The organism is Paraburkholderia phenazinium (genome assembly GCF_900142845.1).
GTDB lineage: Bacteria > Pseudomonadota > Gammaproteobacteria > Burkholderiales > Burkholderiaceae > Paraburkholderia > Paraburkholderia phenazinium_A.
Map to the genome: position 1 here is coordinate 1,620,927 of NZ_FSRU01000002.1, position 12,907 is coordinate 1,633,833.

9 protein-coding genes are annotated in these 12,907 nt (G+C 64.3%); 2 read left to right on the forward strand and 7 right to left on the reverse strand.

Going from position 1 to position 12,907, the window contains the following annotated elements; genetic code table 11:
* Nucleotides 1-66: 66 nt before the first annotated feature.
* On the forward strand, nucleotides 67-1,266 hold the full coding sequence (locus tag BUS12_RS24240; RefSeq protein WP_074299990.1) for a porin: 1,200 nt from the start codon (nucleotides 67-69) through the stop codon (nucleotides 1,264-1,266).
* 102 nt (nucleotides 1,267-1,368) lie between these two features.
* Here the strand turns inward: BUS12_RS24240 and BUS12_RS24245 are convergent, their stop codons facing one another.
* The 7 genes from BUS12_RS24245 to acnA all read right to left on the reverse strand — a co-directional run bounded on the left by BUS12_RS24245 (nucleotide 1,369) and on the right by acnA (nucleotide 11,265).
* Entirely contained in the window at nucleotides 1,369-3,285 is a 1,917-nt protein-coding gene (locus BUS12_RS24245; RefSeq protein ID WP_253190201.1) for a dipeptide ABC transporter ATP-binding protein, read from the reverse strand.
* On the reverse strand, nucleotides 3,282-4,112 hold the full coding sequence (locus BUS12_RS24250) for an ABC transporter permease (protein ID WP_074299991.1): 831 nt from the start codon (nucleotides 4,110-4,112) through the stop codon (nucleotides 3,282-3,284). Before BUS12_RS24250 ends, BUS12_RS24245 begins: the two co-directional genes overlap by 4 nt.
* Nucleotides 4,113-5,054, reverse strand: a complete 942-nt coding sequence (locus BUS12_RS24255; RefSeq protein WP_074299992.1) for an ABC transporter permease — start codon at nucleotides 5,052-5,054, stop codon at nucleotides 4,113-4,115.
* An 8-nt stretch (nucleotides 5,055-5,062) separates the two neighbouring features.
* On the reverse strand, nucleotides 5,063-6,661 hold the full coding sequence (locus BUS12_RS24260) for an ABC transporter substrate-binding protein (RefSeq protein ID WP_083640593.1): 1,599 nt from the start codon (nucleotides 6,659-6,661) through the stop codon (nucleotides 5,063-5,065).
* 259 nt (nucleotides 6,662-6,920) lie between these two features.
* The gene (locus BUS12_RS24265) at nucleotides 6,921-7,655 is read right to left on the reverse strand and encodes an ABC transporter substrate-binding protein (protein ID WP_074299994.1); all 735 of its coding nucleotides are present in this window, start codon (nucleotides 7,653-7,655) and stop codon (nucleotides 6,921-6,923) included.
* Between the two features lie 50 nt (nucleotides 7,656-7,705).
* A complete protein-coding gene (locus BUS12_RS24270) occupies nucleotides 7,706-8,602 on the reverse strand; it encodes a GntR family transcriptional regulator (RefSeq protein WP_074299995.1) in 897 nt (298 codons plus the stop codon).
* Nucleotides 8,603-8,631: 29 nt separating this feature from the next.
* Nucleotides 8,632-11,265, reverse strand: coding sequence for an aconitate hydratase AcnA (gene acnA, locus BUS12_RS24275; protein ID WP_074299996.1), 2,634 nt, complete (start codon nucleotides 11,263-11,265; stop codon nucleotides 8,632-8,634).
* Nucleotides 11,266-11,658: 393 nt separating this feature from the next.
* Here acnA and BUS12_RS24280 point away from each other — a divergent pair, with 393 nt between their 5' ends.
* Nucleotides 11,659-12,804 carry a porin gene (locus BUS12_RS24280; protein WP_074299997.1) on the forward strand — a complete coding sequence of 382 codons (1,146 nt, stop codon included), beginning with the start codon at nucleotides 11,659-11,661 and terminating at the stop codon, nucleotides 12,802-12,804.
* Nucleotides 12,805-12,907: the final 103 nt, after the last annotated feature.

The window sequence follows — 12,907 nt, forward strand, 5'->3', positions numbered from 1 at the left end:
TCCTGCTTCACTGCAGCTCGCTTCAATTCATATCAATTGCATCCGGCTCTGCCGAGGATAACTACGATGAAAAAGACCATACCCATGATTGCCGCGCTCTGCGCCTTCTCGAGCGTCGCGCACGCGCAGAGCAGCGTGACGCTTTACGGCCTGCTCGATACGGGTTTAGCGTTCAACTCGAACTCCAAAGGTGCCTCGCAGTACTCGCTTGCTTCCGGCAACCTGCAGGGCGATCGCTGGGGCTTTCGCGGCGTGGAGGACCTCGGCGGCGGCCTCAGTGCCATCTTCCGGCTCGAAGGCGGCTTTGCCATCAACAACGGCACGCTGGGCCAGGGCGGCGACCTGTTCGGACGTAAGGCCTATGTGGGCCTCGCGAGTCCCTATGGTACCGTCACCCTCGGCCGTCAATACGACACCCTCGGCGACTACGTGGGCAGCTTCGAATCGGCCAACGCCGAAGAACTCGTGACCGCCACGGAATGGGGCAGCATTTACGGCGCGCACCCCGGCGACATGGACAACCTCGACAACTCCGACCGCATCAACAATTCGATCAAGTACGCGAGCCAGAACTACGGCGGCTTTACCTTCGGCGGCATCTACAGCCTCGGCGGCAAAGCCGGCGACTTCACCGAAGACCAGTTGTACGGCCTGGGCGCCGGTTACCACAACGGCACGCTGAGTCTCGGCGTAGCCTATGAAAAAGCCAAAGACCCGAACTACTCGGTGTTCGGCACCAACCCGAACGCCAATACGTCGACTTCGACCAGCGCCCTCAACATGTCGAGCCCGGTGTACAGCGGCTTCGCCTCGGCCGGCGCGTGGCAGGTGATCTCGGCGGGCGCCGCTTACCGGATCGGCAATGCGACGATCGGCGGCGTCTATAGCAACGTGGCCTTCCAGAACCTCGGCAGCGAAGCCGGCGCCGGCCTGAACCCGAAACATCTGACCGGCACCGCGTCCTTCAATATCGGCGAACTGAACTTCGCGTACCTGGTCACGCCGGCACTGCAGCTTGGCGTGGCTTATACGTACACGCGCGGCGACTCGGTCGGCAGCATCTCCGGTGCGACGTACAACCAGGTCAACCTCGGCGCCAACTACTTCCTCTCGAAACGCACCGACCTGTATCTGGTCGGCATCTACGAACACGCAAGCGGCGAAGACTCGACCGGCAAGCCGGCGGTGGCGGCGATCGCCAATCTGTCGAACTCGTCGACCGATGTGCAGACCGCAGTCGTGGTCGGGATCCGGCATAGGTTCTGATCGTTTCTCTGTTCAGACGATGTCAAAAAGGTGCCGCGCGGCACCTTTTTTATTGCTTCTGCCTACTGCCGGTACACAGAAACGTAAACTGAAACGCCGCCCTCAGGCTCCGGCCTGCAAGGCAACGCGATGCCCCGCCGCACCTTGAACGACCTCGGCCAGATGCGGCACCGCCGGTTGCCCGCCTTGCTGCGCATCCTGCTGGGCATGGTCCGGATTGAAATACGCCGCATCGCCCAATCGTTGCGCAGGCACTTCGCGCGACAGCACCTTGAAGCCGTCCACACGATTGCCGCGCAACTCCGGGACCGCCTGCAGCAAACGACGTGTATACGGGTGGCACGGATCGTCGAAGACGGCGTCACGTGTGCCCTCCTCCACCACATGTCCGCGCAGCATCACCAGCACCCGGTCCGCGATCTGCTCGACCACGCCGAGGTCATGCGAAATCAGCAGACAGGCGAAACCGTAGCGCGCCTGCAACGACACCAGCATGTCGAGCACCTGCTTCTGGACCGTCACGTCGAGCGCCGAAACGGGTTCGTCGGCGATGATCACGGCCGGGCGGCTTGCCAACGCTCTCGCAATGGCCACGCGCTGGCGCTGACCGCCGGACAACTCGTGGACGAAGCGCCGCGCGTGATCGGCCAGCCCGACGTCGGCCAGTGCGGTGCTCACCCGCTCGGTACGTTGCGCGGCACTCAGCGCGCGGTCCGCGCGCAGTCCTTCGGCCACCAGCGCGCCGACCCGCATGCGCGGATCGAGCGAGGAATACGGATCCTGGAAGACGATCTGGATCGCACGGCGCGCAGCCTGCAACTGCTTCGCACCGGTACCGAGAAAGCGCTCGCCGTTGAGCAGCACATCGCCCTCGGCGGGCTCGACGAGGCCGAGCACGACCTTCGTCAGACTCGTCTTGCCGCTACCCGACTCGCCGACAATCGCCAGCGTCTCGCCGGCCCGCAAGCTGAACGAGGTGCGATGCACCGCGCGCACGCTGCGCTTGCCGCCAAACCAGGCCGCCATGCCGCTGCGCGCGGCCTGATAGTCGATGACGACGTCACGCACTTCGAGAACAGGTGCAGGAAGCGGCGCAGCGGATGCAGCCGATGCGTCGGACGCTTCAGGCGCTTCAGGCGAGACGGCAGGCAAGCGCCGCGGCAAGGCGTCGAGCAACGCCAGCGTGTAGTCATGCGACGGCCGCGACAGCACCTGCGCGGCGGGACCAGTTTCGACGGCCACACCCGCACGCATCACCAGCACCTGCTCGGTGTACGCGGCCACCAGCGCCAGATTGTGGCTAATAAAGATCAGCGCGGTGCCCTCTTCGCGAGTGAGCTCCGTCATCAGATCGAGCACTTCCTTCTGGACCACGCAGTCGAGCGCAGTAGTCGGTTCGTCGGCGATCAACAGTTTGGGCCGCAACAGCATCACGGCCGCGAGCATGATACGTTGACGCATCCCGCCCGAAAACTCATGCGGATAGCGCTTCATGCAGCCCTGCGGATCGCGCACGCGCACCCGTTCGAGCATCGCAACGGCCTGCGCCCAGGCTTGCGCGCGCGGCACGCCGCGGCGGCGCACGAGCGCTTCGGTCAACTGCTCGCCGATCCGGAACGCCGGATTCAGCGACACCATCGGTTCCTGAAACACCATGCCGATGCCGATACCCCGCGTGGTTCGCCACTGGGCCGGCGTCTGTTCGAGCAACGGCTGGCCCGCAAACCTCACGCTGCCGCCCATGATCTGCGCCGCATCCGGCAACAAGCCGAGCAGCGTTTTGCCGATCAGGGTCTTGCCGCTGCCCGATTCGCCGACCACCGCCAGCGACTGTCCCGCATCGAGGTCGAAGCTGACCCGTTGCACGACCGGCTTTGCGCCGCCGTCGGGCGTGCGGAATCCGAGCGTCAGGTCGCGTACGCTCAGCAGTGGTTGTTTAGTTTGACTAACGGCTGGACCAGACGTATGCGCCTGAGCACTCGCAGAGGAAGTCATAATCACAGAGTGACGCGTCATCATTTGGCCCCTCCGTTCATGCGCGGATCGAGCAGATCGCGCACCGCATCGCCGAGCATGTTGATGCCGAGCAGCGCGAGGGAAATCGACATGCCGGGGAAAATCGCCAGCCAGATGGCGCGGTCGATGGCGTTGCGGCTATCGGCGAGCATGCCGCCCCAGGTCGGCGCGGGCGGCGGCACGCCGAGCCCGAGAAAGCTCAGCGCGCTTTCGGCGAGCAGTGCGGAGCCGAACAGCGAGGTCGAGAAAATCAGCAGCGGCGCGAGACTGTTCGGCAGCACATGCCGGAACAGCGTCCACACGCCGCCATTGCCCATCGCCTGCGAGGCGACGACAAAATCGCGGCTGCGCAGCGACAGCGTGCCGCCGCGCGCGAGCCGCGTCACCGACGGCGTGTACGCGAGACCCAGCGCCAGCACCACGGACCACTTCGACGGGCCGAGCACGGTCATGATGCCCAGCGCCAGCAGCAAACCCGGAAAGGCCATCAGGGCATCGACCAGCACGAGCACCACACGGTCCAGCCAGCCGCCGATATAACCCGACACCGTACCCAGTGCAGTACCGAGCGCAAGCGCAAAAAACACCGAGCCGATGCTTACGGTCAGACTCACCGACGCGCCGGCCATGATGCGCGACAGCACATCGCGTCCGAACTCGTCGGTGCCGAGCCAATGCTGGAGGCTCGGCGCCGCGTAGCGCGTCACCAGATCGACGTCGGTCGGGTCATAGGGCGTATAGACGAGGCCGATCAGGGCCGTCGCCACCAGCAAGCCGACCAGCACGATGCCGAGCTTCAGATTGAGCCGTTTGAAGGAAAGCAGTTTCATCTAGAGTTTCATGCGCGGATCGAAGACCGGATACAGCAGGTCGACGACGAGATTGACGAGGACGTACAGCAGCGCAATCACCAGCAGGCAGGCCTGCACCACCGGATAGTCGCGCGCATAGATGCTCTCGACCAGCAGGCGCCCCATGCCGGGCAGCGTAAACACCGTTTCGATGACAGCGCCGCCGGCCAGCAGGTGCCCGAGGATCAGGCCGACCACGGTCAACGCCGGACCGAAGGCATTCGGCAGCGCATGGCGCAGCAACACGCGCGGCTCCGAGAGTCCTTTCGCGCGGGCGTGCGAAATGTATTCGAGCCGCAGCACCTCGAGACTGCTCGCGCGCATCATGCGCGTGAGCACGGCGATCTCACCGAGCGCGACCGCAAGCACCGGCAGCACCAGATAGCGCACGGTGCCCCATCCGGCCTCGCTGAAGGTTTCGAAGCCGAAGGTCGGCAACCATTGCAGCTTCACGCCGAAGACCCACATCAGCAGAATGCCGACCCAGAAGCTCGGCAGCGAGACCAGCAGGATGCTGGTAAACACAATCGCCGGATCGGCGCGACGATTCTGCGACCACGCCGCAAACAGACCCGCCGGAATCGCGATCAGGCTTGCGAACAGCGTCGCCGACAGCACGATTTCGGCGGTGACCGGGAACGTAGTGCGGATCAGCTCCGCCACCGGCTGATGACGCGCGATCGACATGCCGAGGTCGCCATGCGCCAGGTGCGTCACCCACAGCACGAACTGTTCGGGTACCGAACGATCGAGCCCGAACTGATGACGCAGTTGCGCGAGCAGCGCCGGATCGTTAACGTCGCCGAGCATCAACGAGGCCGGGTCGCCCGGAATCGCGCGCATCATGCCGAAGACGAGCAGGGTCACGATCAGCACAGTCGGCACCGCCATCGCGATGCGTTTGATCATGTAGGAAAGCATCGCGTTCTCTAGTCCTTGCTCACGTTAAACAGGCGGATGCGGCGCATCGGCCACGACGTCAAACCGTGCAGCCGGCTGCTGACCAGAAGCAGATCGGGCGTGTAGTACATGCCGAGCAGCGGCGTGTCGGCGAGCATCATCTGATGCAGGCGCTCGAAGGTGTGCTTGCGGGTCGCGTCGTCGGTCACGCCCTGCAGGCTGTGCAGCAGGTCGAGTGCAGCCGGGTTCTCCCACTGCGCCATCGGCGTTTTCGACTTGTCGCCGAGGACGTCGCCGAACATCAGCGCAGGGTCGATCCGCGCCGAATAGCCGAACGACATCATCTGAAAGCGCCCCGCGCGGAAATCGCTCACCTGCTTGCCCCATTCGACGATGTCCAGTTCCGTGCGAATGCCGGCCTTCGTCAGGAGCGATTGCACGTAGACCGCCAGCGTGTACATATGCTCGAAGCGGCGGCTGGTTTCGAGCTTCAGCGTCTGACCGTGATAACCGGCCTGCGCGAGCAGACGCTTCACCTCGGGCAGGTTCTGCGTATAGCCGCTTGCGTCGACGGGCGAGAACAGTTCGTTGGCATCGGGCACGAGCGACGGGTTGTAGCGCGCGTGACCATCCGTCACCGCGTTGACGATGCCGGGCAGATCGAGCGCGAGAGCAATCGCGCGGCGCATGTGCACGTCCGAGAGCAACGGGTCGCGGGTTTGCATCAGCAGCACGGCCGGATCGGCGCTCGGACCGTCGACCAGATGCCAGCGCGGATCGGGCGGCAGCAGACTGTTTTCGCTGATCGTCATGGCGTCGATCTGGCCGGCCGCCAGCGCGGATTTCTGCGCGGCTTCGTCGGGGATCACCACGAAGCGCACGTCCGCGTGCGCCACCTTGGCGCCGGCGAGGCCGCTCGGCGGCTCGGTACGCGGGCAGTATTGCGGGAACGGCTTGAGCAGCACGTACTGGCCGCGCTTCCAGTCGGCGAATACAAACGGACCGGTAGCCACCGGCTTCAGCCATTGGCCCGCGCTGTCCACGCTGGACGGATGCAGCACCGCCAGCGGGCAGCGCGGATCGACCATCTGTTTGAGAAAGAGCGCGTACGGACGGTCCAGTTCGAATACGACCGTGTACGGATCGGGCGTGCGCACGGCCAGCACCTTCACGCCGCGATTGCCGTCGAACACGCTGCGGCACTCGAAGCCCGAACTGCGCTTCATCAGATACTGGAAGCTCCATTTGACTTCGGCGGAGGTCACGGGCGCGCCGTTATGAAACAGCACGCCATGGCGCAGATGAAACGTGTAGGTCTTGCCGTCCGGCGTAATGTCCCAACTGTCCGCGAGCATCGGTCCCACGCTCAGATCGGCGCGCAGCGCGACCAGCGATTCGACGACATTGCCGAGAATGTTGTCCGTGGCGGTGTTGCGCGCCACGTTGCCGGGCATCGAGGTGGGCGTGTCCTCGCCCTCGGCCACGCGGATCTCGCGTGCCGCCGCCTGGCCCGACGCAGGTTCAATGGACGACGCAGACGCAAAGGCGGCAGACGCCGCGGCACACGCCATCCCTAACGCGGCGCTCTGGAGCAGACAACGGCAGAAACGCATCCCGCGATCGATCACAAACGGTACTCCGCGAAGATCCGCCCTGAGTGGACTGGCATGAGGTCGAGGCTGAGCGGCGGCGTATTCGGCACGCACGTTCGCGTTAAAGGCTGGGGCGGGAACATCGGGTCTCCGTGCTTGGGGTATCGATCTGTTGGAGTTTCGGAATATCGACCTCTCGGAGCGATCCTAAGCAAGCCACGCCGGCCAAGGAAGTCACGACAAAATATCGTGATCTGCTTTTTAGATCGCCCACCGCTCGCCTGCCCCCTGGCGCTCACCCCGCAGGCGCCACCAGCGCCCCTTGAATGGCGTGGCGAGCCAGCGCCGCCGCGACGAACCCCGACGACTTCCTCTCCTCGACAAACTCCCGCAAATACTGCGCGGCGGCCTCGCCCCGGCTGCGGGGCGTCCCCATGGCCTGCTGAATCACCATGAAGCGCTCGTCCAGCAGACGCAAACCGGGGTGAAGCGCGGCGTCCGCCTCAAGCTGCTGCTTCACGCCGGCCGCCACCTCCAGCCCCTCTGCGAGGAAGGTCTGCACGACGGCGGGCGAACTGGGCGCACGCACGATGTGCGCGTGGCGCAGTTCGCGCGTGAGAAACAGGTCGTAGGCGCTGCCCTTGCCCACCGCGACGCGGTGAGCCGCCGTGTCGACCTCCGCGTTGCGGCGAATCGCGGAGGCGTTGCGCACCAGGTAGTAGCCTTCGATCAGCACATAGGGCGCGGTGAACGCAATGCTCGCGCCGCGCGCGGGGTCGATGGCGAAGAAGCCGATGTCGGCCCGCTCGTCCGCGACCGCCTCCACCGATTTACCCGCGGTGTCGAACACGACCAGTTCCACGTCGGCGCCCAGTTGCCGGCCGAATTCGTTGGCGAGGTCGATCGAGACGCCGAACGGCTGCCCCGTGGCGGCGTCCTTGTTCGCGAGGATCGGATTGCCGAGGTTGATCGACGCCCTGAGCTTGCCGGTGGGCGTAAAGGCAGCGCGAATGGAAGGCGTGAGGGTCATCGTCGAGTCTCCAGGCCGCGCCATGGGATGCGCCGCCGTTGTGGTTCAAGCTAGGGTTTAAGGATGCCGGCGATCCGCGAAAGCGCATCGAGCGTATGTTTCAGGTGGGCGCGCAAGGCTTCGGCGGCCTCTTCGTTGCGCTCTTTCTCAAGCAGGTTCAGTATCTGGAGATGCTGCTTGCAATGCTTCGTATAGCGTTGCCGATCCTGCATGGAGCGGTACGAGAGTAAACGGCGGACGCGGTTCACCCGTTTGATCGTGTCGATAAAAAACGGGTTGCCGGAGGCTTCGACCAGCGACTCGTGAAACCGCACGCCGCGCTCGTGCAACTGATCGGCCGTATCGGTCTGAATGCCGCCATCGAGCAGGTGCTGCTCCGCCGCGCGGCAGCGCGCGAGCACGCTGGGCTCGAGGCGAAAGCCCGGTTCCAGCAACGCCGCCGGCTCCAGCGCGAGCCGCAGGCGATACGATTGCAGCAGACTGTCGGGCGTGGTCAGCATGGTCGAGAATTCCCAGCCATAGCCCGGCTTGCGTTCGGCCCAGCCCTCCTGGGCAATGCGGCCGAGTACGGCGGCCAGTTGCGCGTTGGTCAGGCCGTAGCGCGTGCGGATCATCTGCTCTGAAAATGCCTGCGGCAGAGCGCCTTTGAGCAGATCGTCCGCGATCCGGAAGTAGACGCTCGTCACTACGTCGGCTTGCGCGAGGCCCAATGCGTCGACCACATCCGAAAGCGGGGCTTCGACCGGCCGGGCCAGAAAAAAGCCGCGGTTGCGCTCGCGGCTCAGTACGCCCTTTTCGTGCAGAAGCGAAAGCGCTTCGTTGACCGGCGAGCGCGACACGCGCAGCCGGTCGGCCAGCATCTGGGCGGGCAGATGACTGCCCACCTCCATGCCGTCCGCCTGGATCAATTCGACAATCTTGCTCGCAATGGATCTATCGTGGTTCATGAGCGTGAGGTCGTTAGGAGACCGTGGCATCAACGGGCTTGCCTGGCGATCGTGTTGCGCAGGATGGAAGGAATCACGCCGCCGGCGCGCAGCAACTGCACCTCCAGTTGCGTTTCGATGGCGGCGCTGGCTTCGAATGCTTCGATTCTGCCACTGCTGCGCCGAACGCGAATCGCCACTGCACAGCGCGGTGCGAGCGCGTCGGCTTGCGCATCCACTTCAACCGTATCGCCCGGCTGGATCATCAGGGTCGCGGGATTCACGCCCGACGGCAGGCGCAGCGGCAGAATCCCCATCCCGATCAGGTTGGAGCGGTGAATGCGTTCGAAGCTGACCGCCAGCACCGCGCGAATGCCAAGCAGACGTTGTCCTTTGGCCGCCCAGTCGCGCGAGGACCCCGTGCCGTAGCGTTCGCCCGCGATCAGCACAAGGGCCTCGCCCTGCTGCCGGTAGCGTTCGGCCGCTGCAAAAATCGGCAGCACGTCCCCACTCGGCACGTGCAGCGTGTGGGCGACCGGCACGTCGGGCTTCAGCAGATTGACCAGCGTTTTGCTGTGGAACGCTGCTCGTACCATCACTTCCCAGTTGCCGCGCCGGGACGCAAACACATTCAGGTCGTTGCGGTCGTCGCCGCGCTCCACCAGATAATCGGCCACCAGGCTGTCTCGCGGAATCGCACTCGCGGGCGAGATATGGTCCGTGGTGATGTCGTCTCCCAGCACCAGCAGCGGGTAGGCCCGGTAACAGCCAAGCTGGCTCGCCTCCGTGACGGCAGCGAACGGCGGCCGGCGCAAGGCAGTCGACTTCGGGTCCCACGGAAAGCGCTGGCTATCCGGTGCAATCAAACCATGCCAGACCGGATTCCGACTGGCGAGCGCGAATGCACGCGGATAGTCGTCCGGCTCCGCTGCGATGGTGAGGACTGCTGCAATCTCCGCGCGGCTCGGCCACAAATCCCGCAGATGGACCGGCGTGCCGTCCGCCGCAATTTGCACCGGTTCGCGGCTCAGGTCCACTTGCGCGTTACCCGCGAGCGCGAAGGCGATCACCAGCGGCGGTGACATGATGAAGCCGAGATCGAGGTCGGGATGAATGCGTCCGGCAAAATTGCGGTTGCCGGACAACACGGCGACCGGATGAATCGAGCCTGCGGCAAGCGCATTCCGAATGGGTTCGGTCAGCGGACCCGAGTTACCGATGCACGTCGTGCACCCGTAACCGACGATGTCGAAACCAAGCGCCGCCAGATCTTCGATCAGCCCGGCCCGCTCCAGATACGCAGCTGCAGCGGGCGAACCGGGCGCGAGCGAGGTCTTGACCCAGGCCGGCGTCTTCAGCCCAAGGCGGTGCGCCTTGCGCGCCACGAGACCCGCTGCGATCAGGAGCGCGGGATCCGACGTATTCGTGCAACTCGTGATGGCCGCAATTGCGACCGGATGCTTCGGCATCGCAGCGGGCCCATGTGCCGGCGTGAAAGCGAGCGCGGCGAGTGCCGTTGCGGTGTCGGCATAGCTCAGCAGGTCTTGCGGCCGGCGCGGCCCGGCGACGTGCATGCCGATCGCAGCCAGATCGATGTCGAGCACGCGTGTGTAGCGCGGCTCTGCCTCCGGGTCGAACCATAGGCCGGTGCTTTTCGTGTACGTCTCGACAAGCTTGATCGCGGCCGCCTCGCGATGCGTCGCGTGAAGATAGGCCAGGGTGTGTTCGTCGACCGGGAAGTAGCCCGTTGTTGCGCCGTATTCCGGCGCCATGTTGGCGACCACCGCTCGCTCGCCCGCACTCAGGCTCGCGACGCCGGGTCCGAAGAACTCGACGAACTCTCCCGAGACGCCGATCTGACGCAGGCGTTGCGTCACCGTCAAGGCCAGATCGGTGGCGCATGTTCCCGCCGGAAGGGCGCTGGTCAAGCGCACGCCCACTACGTCGGGTATGCGCTGCATGACGGGCAGGCCGAACATCACCGTCTGCGCTTCGAGTCCGCCCACGCCCCAACCGAGTACGCCGATGCCGTTGATCATGGGCGTATGGCTGTCGGTTCCAATCAGCGTATCGGGCACCGCCCACCTGTCGCCGTCCCGGCTTTCGGTCGACACGACGCTCGCGAGTTGTTCGAGGTTGATGGTGTGCATGATGCCCGTGCCGGGCGGATGAATCCGCACGCCCGTGAGCGCTCGCGACGCCCAGCGCAGAAAGCGGTAGCGCTCCTCGTTGCGGCGCAGTTCGAGCTGCAGGTTGTGCGTTGCCGCATCCGCGCGGGCGAAGTGCTCGACTGCGAGCGAATGGTCGACGGATACGTCCACCGGCAGGACCGGATTCAGCGCAGCCGGATCGACACCCGCTTCCGCCAGCGCGTCGCGCATGGCGGCCACGTCGACGAGCGCCGGCGTACTGGTGGTGTCGTGCATCAGCACCCGGCCCGGATGAAAGGCGATCTCCGCCTCGCTCGTGCCGTGCGCGAGCCACGCAAAGATGGCCTGCACGGCACTGTCCCGCTCGCTCCCCTCGGCGTTGCGGATCACGTTCTCGAGCAGCAGCCGCAACACGACGGGCAGAGACCGCAGTTGCGCGCCGAACAGCGCCGGCAGATCCACAAACCGGTAGGACGCGCCACCGATACTCAAGCGGGCCTCGGGAGCCAGGGGAAAGGTCGAGAGATTTTCCATCGTATTACTTTGCACTTTTAATCGTAAAAATGCAATATACACGAAATCCCCGAAGCAGGCCGTGCACGACGAATCGTCAGAAGAACGCACGCATGGTTGCGTATGGCTTCGCGTTGTTTTTGCGCATCATTCGACGTCACAATCCGGCCACACGCAGCGGTCAAGGACCTCGTCCGCATGTTCACGCGCGCCCTGCGCATGCCACCGCTTGCTTCTCCATCAAGGCTTTGCCGTGTGCTCCGCACGCATCGTTTCTGACCCACAAAATCAGTATTGCGAAAAATCGCGGATTCGCTTCGCAGGCGTCTATTTACACTGCACGTGCCCTGAAAACCGTTGTTCCAACGAGGGCTCTACCTATAAACAATGCACCATTGTTCCCGGAGCAAAGACATGAAAAAGACCGTAATGTTAGCTGCCCTGACGGGCGCTTTTGCTACTGCTGCGCACGCTCAAAGCAGCGTGACGCTGTATGGCTTGATCGACGCGGGCATTACCTACACCAGCAACCAGGCGGGCCACAGCAACTGGCAGGAAACCGACGGCGCGATCAATACGAGCCGCTGGGGTCTGCGTGGATCGGAGGACCTGGGCGGTGGTCTGAACGCCATCTTCACCCTGGAAAACGGCTTTAACGTCACCAACGGCGCACTGCGTCAGGACAGCCGTCTGTTCGGCCGCCAGGCGTTTGTCGGCCTGTCCGGCGACCAGTATGGCGCGGTGACGTTGGGCCGCCAGTACGACAGCGTGGTCGATTATCTCGGTCCGCTGGCGCTGACCGGTACGCAATACGGCGGCACGTTCTTCGCGCATCCGTTCGACAACGACAACCTCGACAACGATTTCCGCGTCGACAACTCGGTCAAGTTCCAGAGCGCCAACTACAACGGCTTCAAGTTCGGCGCGTTGTATGGCTTCTCGAACGAAGCGGGCGCCTTCGCGAACAACCGCGCGTATAGCTTCGGCGCCTCGTATAACTACAGCGGCCTGACCGTTGCGGCCGGCTACCTGCAACTGAACAGCGACGTCACTTCGGTGGCCGTCACGAACACCAACGGCGCACTCGACGGCGACGCCACCTTCTTCGCGGGACGCCAGCGCACCTGGGGCGCCGGCGTCAAATATGTGTTCGGCCCGGCCACGGCAGGCTTCGTGTTTACGCAGACCCTGCTGAACCAGGCCTTCGGGATTTCCGCGAGTCAGGCCGGCGTCAGCGGCGGTATTGCGCTGGATGGCGGCAGCGCCCGCTTCAACAACTATGAAGTGAACGGGCATTACTTCATCACTCCGGCCATCAGCCTGGCCGGCGCCTATACGTACACCGACGCCAGTCTCGATGGCGCCAACCCGAAGTGGAATCAGGTCAATCTTCAGGCCGCGTATCTGCTGTCCAAGCGCACTGAAGTCTATCTGCAAGGCGAATATCAGCACGTGACCGAAGATGGCGCTTCGATCGGCGCGATGATCAACGGCCTGTCGGCGGCATCGGCCACTAACAGCCAGGTCGCCGTGACCGCCGGTATCCGTCACACGTTCTAAGCGCATCCCTGCAGCGCAGCGTTATCGAATGCTGCGAGCAAGGACATGCCGTCCGGTCAAAAGCCGAACGGCATTTTTCATGGAGCTTGCAAACACCTGGTTC